The 19,007-nt window shown below is 69.9% G+C and carries 13 protein-coding genes; 7 read left to right on the top strand and 6 right to left on the bottom strand.

Going from position 1 to position 19,007, the window contains the following annotated elements; all coding sequences use genetic code 11:
• Positions 1-113: 113 nt before the first annotated feature.
• The 4 genes from LLH23_08025 to LLH23_08010 are packed head-to-tail and all read left to right on the top strand — an operon-like array spanning position 114 to position 4,424.
• Entirely contained in the window at positions 114-854 is a 741-nt protein-coding gene (locus LLH23_08025) for an RNA polymerase sigma factor (GenBank protein ID MCE5238427.1), read from the top strand.
• Positions 844-1,896, top strand: a complete 1,053-nt coding sequence (locus LLH23_08020; protein MCE5238426.1) for a zf-HC2 domain-containing protein — start codon at positions 844-846, stop codon at positions 1,894-1,896. The genes LLH23_08025 and LLH23_08020 overlap by 11 nt, the downstream gene beginning before the upstream one ends.
• A gap of 33 nt (positions 1,897-1,929) precedes the next feature.
• Positions 1,930-3,159, top strand: coding sequence for a hypothetical protein (locus LLH23_08015; GenBank protein ID MCE5238425.1), 1,230 nt, complete (start codon positions 1,930-1,932; stop codon positions 3,157-3,159).
• Positions 3,156-4,424 carry a hypothetical protein gene (locus LLH23_08010; GenBank protein MCE5238424.1) on the top strand — a complete coding sequence of 423 codons (1,269 nt, stop codon included), beginning with the start codon at positions 3,156-3,158 and terminating at the stop codon, positions 4,422-4,424. The genes LLH23_08015 and LLH23_08010 overlap by 4 nt, the downstream gene beginning before the upstream one ends.
• 151 nt (positions 4,425-4,575) lie before the next feature.
• On the opposite strand, the gene LLH23_08005 is transcribed toward LLH23_08010, so the two are convergent.
• The 5 genes from LLH23_08005 to LLH23_07985 all read right to left on the bottom strand — a co-directional run bounded on the left by LLH23_08005 (position 4,576) and on the right by LLH23_07985 (position 12,236).
• Positions 4,576-5,529 carry a GDP-mannose 4,6-dehydratase gene (locus tag LLH23_08005; GenBank protein ID MCE5238423.1) on the bottom strand — a complete coding sequence of 318 codons (954 nt, stop codon included), beginning with the start codon at positions 5,527-5,529 and terminating at the stop codon, positions 4,576-4,578.
• 151 nt (positions 5,530-5,680) lie between these two features.
• A complete protein-coding gene (locus LLH23_08000; GenBank protein ID MCE5238422.1) occupies positions 5,681-7,300 on the bottom strand; it encodes an amidohydrolase family protein in 1,620 nt (539 codons plus the stop codon).
• 113 nt (positions 7,301-7,413) lie between these two features.
• Complete coding sequence (locus LLH23_07995) at positions 7,414-9,450, bottom strand: DUF5107 domain-containing protein (protein ID MCE5238421.1); 2,037 nt, start codon at positions 9,448-9,450, stop codon at positions 7,414-7,416.
• Between the two features lie 303 nt (positions 9,451-9,753).
• A complete protein-coding gene (locus LLH23_07990; protein MCE5238420.1) occupies positions 9,754-10,857 on the bottom strand; it encodes a hypothetical protein in 1,104 nt (367 codons plus the stop codon).
• A 164-nt stretch (positions 10,858-11,021) separates the two neighbouring features.
• Positions 11,022-12,236, bottom strand: coding sequence for an FAD-dependent oxidoreductase (locus tag LLH23_07985; protein MCE5238419.1), 1,215 nt, complete (start codon positions 12,234-12,236; stop codon positions 11,022-11,024).
• 108 nt (positions 12,237-12,344) lie between these two features.
• On the opposite strand from LLH23_07985, the gene LLH23_07980 reads away from it, so the two are divergent.
• Positions 12,345-13,220 carry a diacylglycerol kinase family lipid kinase gene (locus LLH23_07980; GenBank protein ID MCE5238418.1) on the top strand — a complete coding sequence of 292 codons (876 nt, stop codon included), beginning with the start codon at positions 12,345-12,347 and terminating at the stop codon, positions 13,218-13,220.
• 304 nt (positions 13,221-13,524) lie between these two features.
• Here the strand turns inward: LLH23_07980 and LLH23_07975 are convergent, their stop codons facing one another.
• On the bottom strand, positions 13,525-14,340 hold the full coding sequence (locus LLH23_07975; protein ID MCE5238417.1) for an AAC(3) family N-acetyltransferase: 816 nt from the start codon (positions 14,338-14,340) through the stop codon (positions 13,525-13,527).
• Between the two features lie 119 nt (positions 14,341-14,459).
• On the opposite strand from LLH23_07975, the gene LLH23_07970 reads away from it, so the two are divergent.
• Positions 14,460-16,613 (top strand): hypothetical protein, encoded by a 2,154-nt coding sequence (locus LLH23_07970; GenBank protein MCE5238416.1) that lies wholly within the window; start codon positions 14,460-14,462, stop codon positions 16,611-16,613.
• A gap of 341 nt (positions 16,614-16,954) precedes the next feature.
• The gene (locus LLH23_07965) at positions 16,955-18,601 is read left to right on the top strand and encodes an L-aspartate oxidase (protein MCE5238415.1); all 1,647 of its coding nucleotides are present in this window, start codon (positions 16,955-16,957) and stop codon (positions 18,599-18,601) included.
• Positions 18,602-19,007: the final 406 nt, after the last annotated feature.

The raw sequence follows: 19,007 nt of genomic DNA, 5'->3' as shown, positions 1-19,007 counted from the left end.
ACGGGGCCGTCGCGCCGGCTTCGGGACGCCCCAACTCGCCCTTGGCAAGCCCGGCTGGCAGGATGTAAGATAGTAGCAGTGGAACCACGGCCGCATCACAGGCAACAGACCCGATGAGCAGGCAGCGTCAGACAACCCGGGACACCGGCGGACATGAGGCGATGGCGGAACACGCCGCCCAATTGGCTGCGGGCGCTCTGCACCTGCAGGGGCGACCTCAGGGCGAGGCCCTGGTTGCTCCCCCGCAGTGGGTGGCGCAGCAGACCGCGACGCGCTACGTCAGCACGGCCGATGCCGCGCTGGTGAGCGCCTGCATCGCCGGCGACCACACCGCCTGGGAGGCGTTCATCCAGCGCTTCCAGGGCCGGGTCTTCAATGTGACGTATCACATGACCCACGACACTGAGCGCGCGGCGGACCTGGCACAGGAGGCGCTGCTGCAAGTACTGCGCTCCCTGCCGCGGTTCCGTGGCGAGGCCAGCCTGACGACATGGATCCATGGGCTGACGATGCGGGTGTGCCTGCATCATCTGCGCCGCGAGCGACGCCGCCAGGCCGAGTCGTGGGAAGAGATCGCGGCCGACCGCACCGAGCCCATCAGCGCCGAGGGGCGGCCGCTGGAGCAGGTCAGTCGGCGCCAGGTGCAACAGCTCGTGCAGGAAGCCGTGGCGCAGTTGCCGGTGCCGTTCCGGTCGGTCATCGTCCTGCACGGCCTGGCCGGCATGACATACGAGGATACCGCCGCGGCGTTGCACCTGCCGGTCAACACCGTGAAGACGCGCGTGCATCGCGCCAAAGCCAAGCTCCGTGTTTGGCTCGAGAAGGTCATGGGTGACGAGGTTGATGCGCTGTAGGTTTGGCCGCCAATTGCCGGCCTATCTGGCCCACGAGCTGCCGTTGCAGCAGCACGAGCTGCTGGAGCGGCATCTGGCACAGTGCCCGCGGTGCGCCCACGAGCTGGAGGGCCTGGCGCGGATCGAGCAACTGCTGGCCGAGCTGGCCCCCGCCCCCGTGCCCGAGCACCTGGCCGCGACCACGCTGCATCGCCTGCGCACCCACCCCTCCGCCCCGACACTGATCTTCCGCCACGCCCCGAGTCTGGCCGCCGCTGTAGCCGCCGCTGCTTGCCTGCTGATGGCTCTGCATGTGATGCTGCCGCAGGCGGTCCCCGGGCAGACGCCTCTGCGCGCAGTGGCGCCCGCTGAAATCGCCTCGCCGGTGGCGATGGCCATCATGCCGGTAGTGCGCGCGGGGGCGCGACGGCGTGACGAGGCCGCGTCGGCGGTGCGCGTCACGTCACGCCCGGCGCCGCGCCGGACCGTGCGTACCCCGGCCCGGACCGGGAACGCCCTGGTCAGAGCGTCGGTGGCCCCCGTGCCGGCGCCAACACGAACGGATGCCGAGAAGCGGGCCGTCGCGGCCCTGAACGCGGTGCGGCGGCATGCCCGGGAGAGTGACCCCGACCTGATGGTCGCGGCCCTGGAGAACGTGGCGCTGGCGTACCCGGGGACGACCCCGGCGGCCCAGGCCCTGCTCGCGGCGGGCGATGTCCAGCGACAACGGGGCAACCTGGCCGAGGCCGATGCCAACTACCGGCGGCTGCTGGGCATGAAGAGTGCCAGCCGGATGCCGCGGGCGCTGGCCCACAAGGCGCTGGCCGACCTGCGGTCGGAGTCCGTGGGCGATGATGAAGTCACTCGCTATCACTACCAGGAGGCGGCGCGCGTGCTGCGGGCCGAGGCGCGCACCGGCGCCTCCCGGCACCAGGCGCTGCTGGCGATGGCCGACATCGCCCGCGAGACCGGAAACCGTGACGAGGCCGTCGCCGACTATGCCGCCGTTGCCAATCAGGGGGCGGGCGAGCAGGCCGTCACCTCGCTAGCCGAAGTACTGTAGAGCCGTCACGCCGTCTCTCCTCCCCTCATTCACATGAAGCTCTCTGCATGGTGCATGGTCCTGGTCGTCACCGCCGGCGGCGCCGCTGTCGCCGCCGACAAGACGCCTGTGCCCGCCGCCGCCCCCCCGCCTCCCACCGTCCTGTATGAGAACAGCTTCGAGCAAGATGACGCCCTGAAGGGGTGGCTGTCGCTCGGCGGCACGTGGGCGCTGGCCACCGATGAGACGTCGGTGGTGCGGCAGACCCAGCCGTCCTTCCGGGGCGTCGCGCGGCTCGTGCGTCTGCCCGTCAACTACGAGGTCAGCGCCACGGTCCGGCCCGGGGCCTTCAGCGGCCAGTGGGGCGTGGGCCTGGTGGGCTACTGGCAGCCCGGCGAGGGGTGCTATCGCTTCAGCAACTTCGGCAGCGTGCTGGCCCTGTGGCGCGAATCGGCGACGGGTGCCGAGGCCCTTGCGGCCGTGCGGATGGAACTGAAGGCTCAGCCCTATCGCATGAAGCTGAACCTGCAGAGCGAGGACAAGGCGACTGCCCTGCGCGCCAAGGTGTGGGCCGTCGGCGAACGCGAGCCGGACAACTGGCTGGTGGTCGCCCAGGACTTCGACCGGCCGCTGCGGTATGGCCGGCCGGGCGTCTTCACCGGCCGGGCCTCCGCTGTCTTCTCCGACTTCACGGTCACACCGAATGCCGCCGCCCCGCCGGCCGAGGGCAGTGCTCCCGCCGGCCTGACGCCTGGCAACTACTGGCACTTTGTCGGCGGCGACTGGCAGAGCACCGCCACCGGCCTCCGTCAGAGTGCCGCCGGCAGCACGCTGGGTTTCCGGGCGGCGGCCTATGCGCTCGCCGCCGGGTGGACGGAACACACCATTCAGGTCGCGGCCAAAGCGGACAGTGGCAGCCGCAACCAGGGGTTCGGCCTCAGCGCCTGCTACATGGAGGATGGCCAGCAGTACCAGTTCGGGCAGACGGGGGGCACGACGTTGTTCCTGAGCCGGCGCGCGCCGGACACCGATGTGCGCCAGTTGGCCAGCAGCCCCCTCGCCTTTCGCAAGGGCCTCTGGTACCTCCTCAAGCTACAGCTCACCAGCGAGAAGACGGGCGTGCGGCTGCGGGGCAAGGCCTGGCCGGCGCGAGCGGGGGAGCCCAAGCAGTGGCAGATCGAGACGCTCGACGACAACGCACCACGTCTGTCCGGTGGCGAGATCGGCCTGTGGTGCATTGACGATGTCTGCAGCTTCGACGACCTGCAGGTGACGCAGCCATGACCCGCGCTCTGCTGATCGCCTGGGCCCTGCTGGCGGCCACCGTGGCGCTGGCCCTGCCGGCCGAGCGGCTGCTGTTTGCCGATGACTTTGACCAGTCGCTGGCGGCCACCCCGTACTGGTGGGCGCCGCTCGATGGCGAGTGGGTGCTGGCCCAGCGCGCGACGCGCGTCCTGCGGCAGACCAGCGACGATGTCACCATTGATAGCTGGAACCTGGCGTACTGGGCCAACTACTCGGTCGTGACCAAGTGCCTGGGCGACGAGGGCGAGGGGCCGTGGGGGCTGGGCCTGACCGCCTACGACGATACGCAGGGCCGCAGCTACCGCTTGCGTCTGGGGGAGGGGCGGCTGTACCTGGAGAAGGTGAACGGCTCCGAGGTGCGGGTCATCCAGGACGTCGAGGCGAAGCTCAGCCGGGGCAAGTGGTATTCCCTGCGCGTGGCCGTCAGCAGTCGGCCGGAGAGCACCATCCTGCTGGGCAGGGCCTGGGGCAGCGATGAGGACGAGCCGAAGGACTGGCTCATCCGCGCCGAGGACAACACCGCGCCCTACCACGGCGGGTCGTTCGGGCTCTGGACGGGCAACTGCTCGGGGCGCTTCCTGTACCTGTCGGCCAGGCAGTATGACCTGGCGGCCGACAAGGGCGGCGACCCGATCTACGCGACCGACTTCTCCGAGGCCGGGCAGGGGCGACTGCCGGTCTTCTGGATCAGCCGTGGGGGTCTGTGGCTGCGGGACACCCAGCCCGACAAGCAGGCCGCCCTCCGCCAGGTGCAGGACTCGGCGGGGGCGCTGTATGACGAGAACGCGGCGGCCTGCCTCCGCTGGACCGGCTACACGGTGTCCGCCCGGGCCGTGGCCCACCCCGGCCCGACCAAGTGGGGCTTCGGGCTGGTCGGCTACTACGGACCCGACGGCAGCAACTATCGGCTGCGGTCGTTGGACAACCGCCTCTACCTGGTCAAGCGGCGACCCGACGGGCGGGTGGACCCGCCGCTGGCCAGCGCCGCAGTGCCACTGCAGCGCGGGCGCTGGTACCAGCTTCGCCTCGCCCTGGACAACCTGTCCGACGGGGTGCGGCTGCAGGGGAAGGTGTGGGACGACGAGGCGGAGGAGCCCGCGCAGTGGCAGGTCGTGGCCTATGACCGCAGTGCGTACCTGACCGGCGGCGCGCCCGGGGTCTGGTGCTTCGGCAGCGCCGTGGACTTCGACGACTTCCAGGTCCGCACCTCGACGCTCAGCGCGTTGAACGACATGCTGCGCTGAGCGCCGCAGCGCCCGACAGGAGTGTCGGGCGTACCGCTCTGCCGAGTCCCCGGCCTCATCCAGTAGCGCGGGCGGCCTCGCCCGCGCGCAACAGCACCGGGCAGGCGAGGCCGCCTGCCCTACGGGACGTTGCTACTCGGCGGACACAACCCTACTCCCCGTTCGTGCGCACGACCTCCGCGAACCACTCCACCGTCCTGGCCAGTCCGGTCCGCAGGTCCGTGGTCGGCTCCCAGCCCAGCTTCTCCCGCACCCGGGTGATGTCCGGACGGCGGCGCTTGGGGTCGTCCTCGTGCAGGAGCGGCACATCGCGCAACTCCGACTTGCTGCCGGTCAGCTCCAGGACCAACTCGGCGAACTCGCGGATCGAGGTCTCCGCCGGGTTGCCGATGTTCATCGGCCCCGTCTCCCCCGACCGCATCAGCCGATAGAGCCCCTCGACTTCGTCTTCGCAGTAGCAGAAGCTGCGGGTCTGCGCGCCGCCGCCGTAGATCGTCAGCGGCTCGCCGGTGAGCGCCTGCATGCAGAAGTTCGAGACGACGCGGCCGTCGTCGGACCGCATGCGGGGGCCGTAGGTGTTGAAGATGCGCGCCACGTGGATGGGCACGCGGTACTTGCGGTGGTAGGCGAAGCACAGGGCCTCGGCATAGCGCTTGCCTTCGTCGTAGACCGCCCGCGGGCCGGTGATGTTCACATTGCCCGTGTACTCCTCACGCTGCGGATGGACCTCGGGGTCGCCGTAGATCTCGGAGGTGGAGGCCTGGAGGAACTCGGCGCCCTTGTGCAGGGCCAGCTCCAGCAGGTTGCCGGTGCCCTCGCTGCACACGCGCATGATGTCCACGGGGATGCGCGAGAAGTCCACCGGGCTGGCCGGGCATGCCAGGTTGGCCACATAGTCCACCGGCCCGGCGACATGGAACGGCTCGCACACGTCGTGCTGGATGAACTCGCACCGGTCCGGCAGCAGGTTGGCTTCGGCGTTGCGGTGCGTGCCGGTGGCGAGGTTGTCCACGATCACGACATCGAAGTCGTTGCGCAGCAGCAGCTTGACGAAATGGTAGCCGACAAACCCGGCTCCTCCGGCGACAACGGCCCTTGGTCTCATGCGTGAAGCCCTCCTTGGTTCGTAGCGGCGCGATGTACCGTACCCAGTAGTAGCGGCGCGATTGATCGCGCCCGGAAGCGCGCCGCAGTGGACGGATGGGCGCGATGAATCGCGCCGCCACCGACCCGGCTGGGCGCGATGAATCGCGCCCCTACCTGCCCGAGCGCGGCTCGCGGTTCTGTAGGCCCAGGATGTCGGCCATGTTGTGTCCCAGCACTCGCCGCTTGGCCTCCAGCGGGATGCGCGCCCAGGCGACCCAGCCGAGCTGGGGGGCGATGTCGCGCATGACGCAGTCCGAGCCGAACAGCAACTGCTGCGCCCCGACCTCCTGCACGAAGAACTCGATGAACCCGTACAGGATTGCCGTGTAGGTGATCTCGGCGTAGATGTTGGCGAAGCGCTTCGCGGCGTCCGCCGCCTTCTCGGCCAGGTCCCACGACGACCCCGCATGGGCGATCAGGAACTGGGCGTGCGGGTACTTCGGCGCCAGCTCGACGGCATGCTCAGCCGGTCCGGCGTGCATCAGCACCGGCGCCCCGTGCTCCTCGCACCACTGCAGGGCCCGCTCGTGGCGTGGGTCCGTGATCGGCACGAGCTGCCGGGGCGGGTACGGCTTGTAGCCGATGACCTTGCCGCCCAGGAACAAGCGCTCAAACTCCGCATCATACATGGCCGGGTAGTTCGGGTTCAAGCACCCGTAGGCCAGCAGCCGCCCCGGGTGGTCCTCGACCCCGATCAGGTCCATGTCATTGGCGTCGGGGGCGGCGTAGGTGATGCCGCTCCAACTGCTCGCGCAGGCCAGGTCCACGCCGATCCGGTCCATTGAGCCGACCAGGCCGTCCGGGTCGTTGTACGCCAGGGCGCACTGGTTCACGCCCATGCAGCCCTTGTGGGCCAGGTGAGCGTGGGCGTCGAGGACGAACTCCTCATGCAGCGGCACGCCCGCGCGGACCCTAGCCACGATGGGATCATCATCGGCATGTTCGGCAGCGGGCTTCAACTCCGGCAGTGGCCCCTGCGCCCCCCGGACGTTGCCCAGCAGCCGCAGCAGGTTCTCACCCGCGATGTTGCGCCGGTCCTGGTCACTGATCTGCTCGTAGCAGGTCATCATCCGCGCCGCGCCGGGCGAGCGCAGCGGCAGGTCGGTCCCGAACAGCAGCCGCTCGGAGCCGAAGGCGTTGACGAACCGCTCATAGTGCCGGTGGCCCTGAAAGGCCCACGTCTCCAAGTGCAGGTTCGGCACGTCGCCCAGGCAGGCGAACAGCACGCGGTCGGACGCCCAGGCCACACCGCAGAGCACGATCGGCAGCTCGGGGTACTCGCGAGCCAGGGCAATCGCGGCGGTGAGATCGAGCTGAGCCACGTCGGCGAAGACGGGGAGGCGCGCCTCCTGCAGCGCCGACAGCAGCGGCCCGGCGACGTCCTTGCTCAGCGGGAAGTTGTGCGCCCGGGGCATGACGCGCGCGGCCCGGACATTCAGGGACAGCATCTCGGCGACCAGCTCGTCGGGCGGAGCCATCTCCCCGGCCCAGTGGGGGATGACCAGCCACTCGGGCAGGAGCTGCGGGTGGCCGGCGATCTCGTCGAGCAGGCGGCGGTTGCCGTAGTCCTGCGAGTACTCCACGGCGTACGCATGGTGGACCAACGCGGCCTGGATGTCGTAGTAGGCGAAGTCGTTCAGGTAATCCTGCAGCGTCTCGGGCGAGGTGCGATGGCGGTACTGGCGGGTGCCGATGAGGCAGTTGCAGTCGAAGAACGGCAGATTGGGCATGGGTGAGGCCTCGGGATACGGGATTCGGGAACGGCCCTGGCGGCACAAGGCCGGGCGGGAAGCAGTAGTTTCCCGCCCGGCCTGGTCGTCACCTCCCGGCCGCTGGGGCTGCGTCACTCCGAGGCGGCCTGCGGTGCAACGTACTTGTCGTCGCCCTCCTGGGACATGCGGAAGTCTATCTCGTACGGCGGCGGGCACTCGCGCCGCACGCGCGCCTTGAGCGCGTCGTCCACCTCGATCCCCTCAGCCCGCGCCAGCTCCTTCTCCTTGAGGCCGAACCATAGCTCGCTGAGCGTCAGCTCCCCCTCGCGCACGGTGGCGAAGTCCTGCGTGAGCACCTGCCGCACCTCGTCGAAGCGGTCGAAGTGCAGGGCGACCCAGCCGGCGGCCATCTGCAGGCGCTCGGTCTGGCGCACTGCGCCGGGCAGCCCTGCCAGCAGGGCATCGAGCGTGTCGAAGCGCTTGAGGCGCAACAGCAGGGCGACATACTCACCGACCAGCGCGGGGGCCAGCGGCCCGACGCTGACCGCTTCGGCCAACAGGTCCGTGGCCGCTTCGTGGTTGCCGGCGCGGTGCTCGACCTCGGCCAGGTTGCGCAGCGCCCAACCGTTGCGCGCGCGCTCCAGCGAGGTCCGCCACGCGGCTTGCGCCCCTGCGGTGTCGCCGGCCTCCATCCGCATCACGCCCAGGTGCAGCCACGCCAGCCAGTGATCGCTGCGGCCGGCGGCGATGCTCTGCTCCAGCAGCGCGCGCCACTGCTCCTGCGCCTGGAACTGGCCGGGCTCATCCTGCGGGTCGCGCACGGGGAAGACGCCCTGCTCCAGCAGTTGCCGCCACGGCTCCTGGTCGGGGCCGAGGTCCTCGTCGGTGAAGGGCAGTTCGGGCGGCAGCGTCGGGGCCTCGCCGGCCGCGACGGCCCGGCGCCTCTCCAGCGCCGCCCAGCCGGTGCCGCGGTAGAGGAGTTCGGCCGGCGCCTGGGTCTCGATCGCCGTCAGGGCTTCGTGCTGCCGCTCCATCTGTTCCTCCGGCAGCATCCCCGCCAGCACGCCCTCCGCCGCCCCGTAGGCCTCCTGCCAGTTGGTCGAATGCAGCAGCGCCGGGTCACCCTCGAAGTACCCCATCGCCTCGGTCCAGTTCCACGCGGTCCGCGCGGGCATGGAGATCGTGTGCGACTGGGTGTAGGCCAGCCCCGCCTGGATCTCCACGTACGGCATGTCCGGGGCGGCCAGGTACTCACCCCAGCGCCGCCCGCCCTGGCCCATGCCCCACGCGAACAGCTTGCGTCCGCGCAGGCGCGCCGTGGAGGTGTGGATGAACCCGCGCCCGTCGCGGTCGAAGTACGCCTCCCACCGGCGCTGTCCCTCGGGCATGCGGAAGAACAGGTCGTACGAACGCTTGACCTGGGTGGAGTAGCTGTAGTCGAGACCCCGGATGATCGGGCAGTCGTACACGGTCAGGCCGTGGTAGGTGGTGTCGGCCGGCACCAGCACCCGCGCACCCTCGGACTCGAGCATCCCGATGTTGGTCCACCAGTACATCGGGATCGCATGGTCGTGCGGGTTGATGATGCGGACATGGGCCAGCAGGAAGGGCGAGCCGGGCGGCAGGTGCAGGTCGATGTGATAGGGGAAGCCCTTGGTGCGCTCCCACACATACAGGCGCAGGGCCGGGCTGCCATCGGGCCCCGTCAGGCGGGCGCAGTGCACCGGCGAGCAGGTGTGGTAGTGATGCCCGACCTGCCCGGCGTTCCACTCGATCCCGCCGCTGGTCCAGGCGTTGCGGATGGCGAGATTGCCCGGCTGGAAGACGGGGTTGCAGTAGATCAGGTCGCGCCCGAGCGGCTTGTGGAAGATGGAGGTCACCTTGCCGCCGACGGTGGGCAGGACGCGGACCCGGAGGATGTCGTTCTCGAGCACGAGGGAGGGCAGTGCGCGCTCCTCGCGGCGCCGGCTGTAGCCGTCCTGCATCCGGTACGGCAGCACCCGCGCGCCGGTCGCCACACCGAGCCCCACTCGGTCCTCCTCGGGGATGTGGTTGGCGTCGAAGTCTATCTTCCGGTCATGCTCCGCCGCCCGGAACACCGGCAACGGATTCTCGGGCCCGATCTCTGCTGCGGGGATGGTGTAGTCCTCGAAACGTAGCTCAGTCACTGTTGCCTCTCCAAGCCTCGTCATTGCCGTAATCATTGCCGTTGCCGTTCCCCCTCCCCTGAGAGACGCGCAGCGTCTCCGGAGGGGGCAGGGGGTAGGCTGCCGTTCGGACACGTCGTCCTACCCCCGCTGCTTCGCAGCGACCCCTCCCTGAAGGGAGGGGGTAGGGGGTAGGCTGCCGTTCGGGCACGTTGTCCTACCCCCGCTGCTTCGCAGCGACCCCTCCTGCGCTCGCTCACGAGCGCGGCAGGGAGGGGTAGGGGGTAGGCTGCCGTTCCCCACGCCACCCTACCCCCACTCTGCTCAGTACTCCGCCAGCCGCATGGCTGTCTCGACGAACGCCACGTGGTTCTCGATGATGCGGTCGCTCAGCGTCGGCCATGTGCCCGGGTCCGAGGTGGGGCAGAGGATGAAGCCGTAGCCCGGCTTGCCCTGGGCCACGACCTCCTCCACGCGCCGCACCATCTGCGCCGGGGTCAGGAGCTGGAAGTCCCCGTTCTGGATGCCGCCGTCCAGGCACATGCGCCTGCCGCAGCGCTGCTTGGCCTCGGCGAGGGTCAGCTTCCCGATGGGCGGGGGCTCGATGGGGTTCAGGCAGTCCACCCCCATCTCGATGAACCCCTCCAGCACCGGGTTCATGTCGCCATGGCAGTGCACCCACACGAGCCTCCCGGCCTCGTGTATCATGTCAATCAGGCGCTTGTCGTAGTCGAAGCAGTACTCGCGGAAGTGTGCCGGGGAGGCCAGGGGCGGGATGCACAGCTCCGGCCCGACCCAGCCGAACGCATCGCCCAGGTCGGCCGCCAGCGCCTGCTTGACGATCTCCTCGATCCCGGCGTAGGCGCGGTCCACCATCTCGTGCAGCAGGTCGCGCTCCTCGATGAGCCAGAAGCCGAAGACCTCCGAGCCCATCAGCGCCTGGATCGAGTACATGGCCTCGCCGATGCCGATCATCTGCAGGCCGCCGTCGCCGCTGCGGGCCGCGAACTCGCGGAAGGGCTCGGGGTCCAGCGTGCCTTTGCGCACAGGGATCGAGAGCCAGCGCCGGGCGTCCTCGACGGTCTCGAGGTAGTGCTTGGCGGTGTAGCCGGGGCTGCCGTCGCGGTTGCGGTGGAAGAGCGTTGTGAGCGGGCCGGCCGGAGTCTCGATGACGGTCTCGGTCTCGATGATGTCGGGGCGCGGTCCGTCGCGGGTTTCGCTGTGGCTGGGGGCCGCCTCGCCCTCGTAGTGCATCGTGACCGGGCCATTGCGGATGTAGTCCAGGCCCCACTTCTCGCACAGGTCATACAGGGGCTGCCAGGTGGCGTCCTCGCGCCGCGTGAAGGGGTCCACGCCCCACAGGCGCACGGGCATGCGGTCGGTCTCCTGGCACTTGAAGGCACGCTTGAGTCGCTCGCGGCTGGTCATGGGAGGCTCCGGGTGTCGGGATACAGGCGTTGGGATACAGGTGCTGGGACCTCGCATCCTGCGTCTCGCTGCGGCATGGCGGCAGCTTCCCGCCCTCCGCAGTAGCGCGGGCAGGCGAGCCGCCTGCCCTACTGGCCGACGTGGACTTGCTCTCGCTGGGCACGCTACAGGGCTATGCTTTCATCCTGCAGGGCCGCCACAGCCACCGGGCGGCGCTCCTTGATGAGCGCGGTGGCGGCGTCCACCAGGGCCGTGTCGTCGCTGTAGGGCGTCAGGGCGCCGATGACGTGCTCCTCCTTGAGCCACCAGGCGCTGAACTGCCCGCTCATCACGTCCCCGCGGTAGACGACCTGCTCGACCCCCATCCAGCTGCCGCGGAACTCCCACGACAGGTCGTAGACATCTGACCAGACCATCGGCAGGATGTCATACGGCTGCAGGTCGCCCAGCAGCTCCCGGGCGATGTGCCGTCCGCCCCGGCGGGCATGCTCCTCGTGCTCGATGTGGCGCACGGTGTCGCTGTAGCGGTCCGGGTAGGCGACCATGTCGCCCCCGGCAAAGATGTCCGGGTCGCTCGTCTGCAGGAACTCGTTCACCAGCAGCCAGCGCTCCAGCTTCAGCCCCGCCGCCTCGGCCAGCCCCACATTCGGCAGGACGCCCACCGCAAGCAGGACCATGTCCGCCTCCAGCACCTCGCCGCCGGCGAGCCGCACGCCGCGCACGCGGCCACCCTCGCCGACGAACTCCGCCGGCATGGCGCCTGGCACGAGGCGCACGCCGTGGCTGGTGAAGCGGTCCTCGTACAGCGCCGAGATCTCCGGCGGGAAGAAGAAGTCAATCATCCGCTGCTCGCGGTAGACGATAGTCGTGTCCAGGCCCTGCTCGGCCAGCCGCGCGCCGACCTCGGTGCCGATGAAGCCGCCGCCGATGATGACGAGCTTGCGGGCCTGCGCGGCCGCCTCCTTCAGGTGCACGCAGTCAGCGAAGCTGCGCAGGACGCAGAGGCCCTCCAGGTCGGCGCCCGGCAGGTCCAGGCGCCGCACCGTCGAGCCGGTCGCCAGCACGAGCTTCTCGTAGCCGATCTGTTCCCCGCCCGCGACGACCGTGTGGGCCGCGGGATCGAGGGCCGTCACCGGCGTGCCCAGACGCACGACGAAGCCATTGTCCTCGTAGAAGCCTGCCTTGTTGATGGCCAGCTTCTCGACCGGCTTGCGGCCGGTGAGGAAGTCCTTGGACAGGTCCGGGCGTTGGTACGGCGCCACGGCTTCCTCTGACAGCAGGCAGACCTCCCCGGCTGCCACCCCCAGCTTGGCCATCTCCTTGAGACAGAACCCACCGACCATCCCGCCCCCCACGACCACCGTCTTGAACTGGTCCATGTCGCACCCACCTTGCGGATGATGTCGCGGCCGCTGAGCGGTTCGGCGGGTAGAGGGAGTTCTCCTGCCGGTAAGGTACAAGCGTTCTCGATGGCGAATAGGGCGCCCATGCGGGTGCAACTGATCATCAACCCGAAGGCTGGTCGCGGGCGGGCGATGGCCGCCGCCCTGGACGCCGAGATGGAGTTCCATGAGGCCAGGTGGCGCACGGATCTGCGAGTCACATCTGGGCCCGGCGAGGCGACGGACATCGCGCGCGACGCAGCGGATCGCTTCGACCTCATCGTCGCCTGCGGCGGCGATGGCACGCTGTGCGAAGTGCTGAACGGGCTGACCGGAAGCGACACGCCCGTGGCATTCATCCCGGCAGGGACAGGGAACGATTTCGTGCGCACCGTGGGCCTGCCCGCGACGCCGCGCGAGGCGGCGCGGGAGGTGGTGCGGGGGCAGTCGCGGCGCCTGGACCTGATGCGCCTGGACGATCCCCCGATGGTCGCAGTTAACATCATCGGCATTGGTTTCGATGCGGCTGTCGCCGCGCGCATGAACCAGCGGACGCGCCTGGGTGGGGGCGCGGTGCCCTACCTGGCGGCGGTGATGATCGAGCTGGCGCGGATGCAGCCGGTGCGGCTGCGGCTGCGGGTGGATGAGGACACGTGGGAGGGGAAGGCGCTGCTGGTGGCCATCGCCAATGCCCGGTCATACGGCGCGGGCATGTGCATCGCCCCTGACGCCCGTCCCGATGACGGGCTGCTCGACGTAGTGGTCGTCGAGCCGATCGGGCGCGTGGAGTTCCTGCGCACGTTGCCGCGGGTCTTCAAGGGTACGCACGTGGCGCACCCGGCGGTGTCATGCCGCCGCGGGCGGGAGATCGTGGTGGAGAGCGACGTGCCGGCGCCGGTGATGGTGGATGGCGACCTGCGGACCACGACACCGCTGCGAGTGACGGTGCAGCCGGGCGCGGCGCACCTGTGGCTGCCGTGACGGACGAGAAGCATGACCAGGTCGAGTCGCACCTCCGGCGCTCGGACAAGGCGGCACGGGGAAGGGGGAGGAAATCGGGCGCGGAGAGGACGGGGGCTTCCGCCCCCGCCTAGATTGAGTCGCGCCTCCGGCGCTGACGACGACGGCGACGGGCCTGCCTCTGGCGTTCGCGGCCTGGGCCACAGCGGTGACGGCCCGGGTGCTGACGGGGGAGGTGGGGGGCGCGATGGCTGCCGCGTGGGCGGTGGTGTTGCCGTGCAGGCCCGGAGGGCCGGCTTAGCCTAGGCGGGGGCGGAAGCCCCCGTCATCGCGGGGCCCCCTCCTCACCCCCTGTGCGCGGCGAGCGCCGGTGCCGCGCCAACCACGCCCGCCGGGTCCCCGCGGTGAGGAGATAGAGCGGGTCTGCGGTGAGCTTCTCCAGGCCGACGGCGTAGGCGTCCCGCGCGCGGAAGAGGCGCTGGGAGCTGTTGCCGAGGCGGGCCTGGCGCACGAGCCCTCGGGCTTCGAGCTCCGCGCCGAGAGTCAGGAAGTCATTGGCCGTGTCGGGCAGGCGCGTGTACTCCCAGGCCGAGCCCTGCTCGTCGCGGACGCCGTCCACGATGACCGTGGCCCGGCGCTCCTCCAGGAAGCGGTACGGGACGTTGGCCGTGGCCTCCAGCAGGTGGAAGAGCGTGCAGTTGCTGTAGGTCACGCCCATGAGCAGGACCCAGGCGTCCTGGTCCACGAGGGTCTGGAAGGGGCTGTCGGGGCCGAAGCCGGTGCGGTGGGGGCTGCGGCAGATCGCCTCGGCCTGCGCGCCGATGGCGGCCAGGGAATGGGCCGCATGGCTGCTGCGCAGCGCGCCGGGCCAGGTGCGGGCCGTCTCCGAGATCTTGCCCATCAGCGACGGGGTGTGCTCGCGGTCCCACACGGGCTCCCCCTGCAGATAGCGGGAAAAGGTGGGCACGACCAGCGTGCCCTGCGGGGTCAGCACCTCGAGCAGGGCCGCCACGACGGTCGGTGCGCCGCCGGCGACCTGGCCGAACGACGACAGGCTGGAGTGCACCATCACCATATCCCCGGCGGCCAGGCCCAGGCCCCGGAAGCCGGAAACAAGATCGGCAGTTGATACCACAGACACAGGCGACACCTCGCGCGCGGGCAGTCGCGGTCAGTTCGCTCCCGCGCCGGTGTGTCCCTGCCCCGGGAAGGCCCTCGCGCCCCCGGGGACCAATGTAACGCCGAGAGGAAGAGACATTCATGCGCTATGCCGCGCTCGTTGCCGCCCTGCTCAGCGTGAGTCTGGCCCTGGCCCAGGAGGCCCCCATGGCCATCAAGGATTGGCCGCCGCGCAGCTACCTGCTCAAGAGTCTGACCGACGGCATCGAGGGCATCCTCAATAGTCAGGACCCGCAGACCGGCCGCTTCGGCTCCAAGCCCTGGATCTGCAGCGACCAGAACGTGCTGCTGCCGCTGGCAGCGGCCTGGGCCATCGAAGACCCGGCCAACCCGTGGTACCACAGCGAGCGGGTGCTGACCGCCATCGCCAAGGGCGGCGAGGCGCTGGTGGACGACCAGGACCCCCATGGGCGGTGGATCTTCCGCAAGAAGGACAACTCCACCTGGGGCCAGATCCACATGCCGTGGACCTACAGCCGCTGGATCAGGGCCTACCTGCTGGTCAAGGACACACTGCCCCCCGAGAGCCGCGCGAAGTGGGAGAAGGGGCTGCTGCTAGGCTTCAAGGGCATCCGCCGGTACGCCGACGGCGGGGTGCACAACATCCCGACCCATCACGCCATGGCCCTGTACATCGCCGGGATCGTCTTCGGCAACGAGGAGTGGAAGCAGGCGGCGGCGGCCTTCCTGCACAAGGTCGTCGCCCAGCAGGATCCCGGCGGCTTCTGGTCCGAGAACTTCGGCCCGGTCGTCGGCTACAACGAGGTCTACGTGGACGCCCTCGGCGTGTACTACAACTTCTCGAAGGACCCGGAGGTCCTGCCCGCCCTGCAGCGGTCCGCGCAGTTCCATGCCGCCATCCTGTGGCCCGATGGTTCCTCGGTGGCCTGCGTGGACGAGCGGCAGGTGTACCATGCCGGGGTGGAGATCGGGAACGTGGGCTTCAGTTGGACGCCCGAGGGGCGCGGGTTCCTGCTGCAGCAGATGGGCCTGTACGTCAGGGACCATCCGGCCGTGGGCGCCGACTATGCTGCTTCGATGCTGCTGTACTCGGGCACCGGCCCGGCGGTCATGCCGCCAGCCGCGGGTGACAAGGCTCGAGCCACCGTGGGCAACAATGGCGCCGTCGTCGTGCGGGACAAGCCCTGGCAGTGGGCGATGTCGGCGTATGCATGCCCCGTGCCCAAGAACCGCTGGATTCAGGACCGGCACAACCTGGTGGATGTGTACCGCGACGGCCTGGGCCTCGTCCTCGGCGGCGGCAACACCAAGATGCAGCCCTACTGGTCCACCTTCACGCGCGGAGACTGCGCGCTGCTCAAGCACGATGGCAGCGAGAACCCCGACTTCACCCCCCAGATTGACCTGCTGTGGGTGCCGGCCGCCGCGAAGATCGAGACGGTCGCCGGGGCCGAGACATTGGCGCTCAAGACGGGGGAGAGCGACTGTCGCGTAACGGTGACGCCCCAGCAGGGCGGGAGCCTGAAGCTGACCTACGAGGCGCCCGCCGACCAGCGCTTCGAGGCGCACGTGCCGTTCATGCACCGGGGCCTGAAGCTGACCACGGCTACCGGCAAGACGATCCGGCTGGCCGACGACGAGGTGGTGCTGCCGGCGGCGGAGATCGGGGCCTGGTTCGCCTATCGCGGCCTGCGCGTGACCGTGCCGCCCGGCGCGACGCTGCGCTGGCCGATGCGGCAGCACAACCCCTACACCAAGGACGGCAGCGCGCCGCTGACCAACGCCAAGCTCGTGCTCTGCCTGCCCTTCGACCAGGGACGGACGAAGCAGGAGGTTACGCTGTCGCTGATCCCGGCTGAGCAGTTCGACGGCCTCGTCTTCGAGGCGCGGGACCTGCCGACCGAGGTCGTCGGCGATGGCTACACCAAGCGGCTCGATGACCTCGGCTCACAGTTGCTCGGGGCCAGGAAGGCCGGCGCCGGGCTCGTATTCACGCTGCCCGAGGTCAAGCCGGGCAAGTATGAACTGCTGGCGGAGTTCGTCCTGGCCTCGATGTACGGCCTCACGCGCGTGAGCCTCGACGACAAGCCGGTCGGGGAGCCGTTCGATGCGTACTACCCGGCGGTGGACGCCGAGGGCGAGCGCGTCAGCTTCGGCACGGTGACGCTGGCGAAGGGCCCGCATCGGCTGAAGATGGAGACGATTGACAAGAATGCGAAGAGCACGGGCTATCTGGTCAGTGTGAAGAAGTGGCTGCTGCGGCGGATCCGGTAGCGGTAGGCGTGAGTCGCGCCTCCGGCGCTCCGGCTGTGGCGGCATGGTAGGGAGGATGAGGACGGCGCGGGGACGGGGGCTTCCGCCCCCGCCTAGGTTGAGCCGCGCCTCCGGCGCTGACGGTGGCAACGGTGGCAACGGTGGCAACGGTGGCAACGCCTGCCGTGCCGTGAAGGCCCGGAGGGCCGGCTCAGTCTAGGCGGGCGCGGCAGCGCCCGTCACCCGGCCCCCTCTCTTGCCTCCTCCGGCGGCGCTGACGGCTCGGACGAAGTTGACTCTCGGCATATGCTTGCCTATGATACTGTCACCCCCAGCCGGCAGGCCCACACTCAGGTGTACGCATGACTTCCCAGACTGGCACTGACGCCGACGGCGCTCTCACCACTCACACCGACTTCATCGTGGTCGGCTCCGGCGTGGCCGGGCTGTGGACCGCTCTGCACCTGGCCCGCAAGGGGCGCGTGGCGCTGCTGACCAAAGACTGCCTGCGGGAGAGCAACACGAACTACGCGCAGGGCGGCATCGCCGTGGCCCTGTCCACCAAGGACAGTCCCGAGTCGCACCTGGAGGACACGGTCGCCGCCGGAGCCGGGCTGGTGGACCTGCCGGCGGCCGAGGTGCTCACCTATGAAGCCCCGCAGGCCATCGCCGACCTCATGGACGCGGGCGCGATCTTCGATCGCAACGGTGGTCAGTTGCTGCTGGGCCAGGAGGCGGCGCACCAGCACCGGCGGATCATCCACGCCCACGGCGATGCCACCGGGGCTGAAGTCGAGCGCGCCCTGATCGAGTCCGTGCGCACCACCGATGCCATTGACATCTACGAGGAGGTCATGGCGGTCCGGTTGCTGGTGGCCAACGGTCAGTGCCTGGGCGTGGAGGCCCGGGACCTGGCCGGCAAGGCCAACCTGAGCTTCCTGGCGAAGGCCGTGTGCCTGGCTACGGGCGGCCTCGGCTGCCTGTACCGCCGCACCACCAACCCGCCGGTCGCCACCGGCGACGGTGTGGCGCTGGCCTTCCGGGCCGGGGCGCTGGTGCGCGACATGGAGTTTGTGCAGTTCCACCCGACGGCCCTGGCGACGCCTGGCACGCCCAAGTTCCTGATCTCCGAGGCGGTGCGTGGCGAGGGGGCCATTCTCCTCAACACCAACGGCGAGCCCTTCATGCAACGCTACCACCCGCAGCGCGAGCTGGCCCCGCGCGACCAGGTGGCCCGCGCCGTGCTGGCCGAGAGCAAGCAGTCGGGCGAGCCCTTCGTCTTCCTGGACTTCGGGCCCATCGGCGAGGAGCGGGCGCGCCAGCGCTTCCCGGGTATCATCGCCGAGTGCGAGAAGCGCGGCTTCGAGCCGCTGAAGACGCCCATCCCCGTCAGCCCGGTGGCGCACTATGCCATGGGCGGGGTGGACACGGACCTTACCGGCGCGACCTCGGTCGGGCGGCTCTACGCCGCCGGCGAGTGCGCCTGCACGGGCGTGCATGGCGGGAACCGGCTGGCCTCCAACTCGCTGCTGGAGGGGCTGGTGTTTGGCGCCCGGGCAGCCAAGGCGATGGCCAAGCTCCCGGAACCCTCGCCCCGCAGCGTCGCGGCGCTGGAACAGAAGCCCTTCGCCCCGGCGCCCGTGGCCGCCGACATGTACGGCGACCTGCGCGAGATGATGTGGGACGATGTGGGCATCATCCGGTCCGAGCACAGCCTCAACAACGCGCTCAAGAACCTGGCGCGGTTCAGCCAGGCCCTCGGCGAGAGCGAGGCCCCGGAGCGGTGGGAGATCGAGCGGGCCAACATGATCCTGGTCTCCGACATCATCGTGCGGGCGGCGCTGAACCGCAAGGAGAGCCGCGGGGCGCACTACCGCACCGACTTCCCCGAGCCGCGCCAGTCGCGGCTGTACCACAATCTCCTCCACCAGGACAGCGCCGGCAATGTCCGCACGAGCACCCGGCCGGTGGACCTGAGCCGCAAGCACAAGCCCCTGCCGGAGGAGTGAGGGACGGCGAGTGATGGGTGCGGAATGATAGATGATGGATGGGGGGAAGCGGGTGGGTATCCCGCAGTAGCGCGGGCGGCTCGCCCGCGCGCGATGGTTTGACGCGCCCCCTGGCCGGGGCATACTCCTCATAGTGGCACTCGTATCATCGCAGTTCCGTTTCATGTGCCCAGTTGTTCCTGTTTCACGCTCAGGTCGGGCCGCCCTTGCGCGAGGGCGGCCCGACCGCGTTCTGGGGCACGAGACGTCGCCGCGAGCGGAGCCGTTGGGGGCCGGATATCATCCGGCCCGCCATCATCAGTTCCTGTCCGCCATGCCGCAGGACGGCACCGTCCGCCGCCTGCGCCGGGCCGGCTGATAGCCGGCCCCTCCAACGGCTTCCCCCTGTGCAGGAAAGGCCTGACCC

This window comes from bacterium, assembly GCA_021372615.1.
Lineage (GTDB): Bacteria > Armatimonadota > Zipacnadia > Zipacnadales > UBA11051 > JAJFUB01.
Note: the sequence above shows the minus strand (reverse complement) of the source record. Positions and strands in the feature narration are given on the sequence as shown.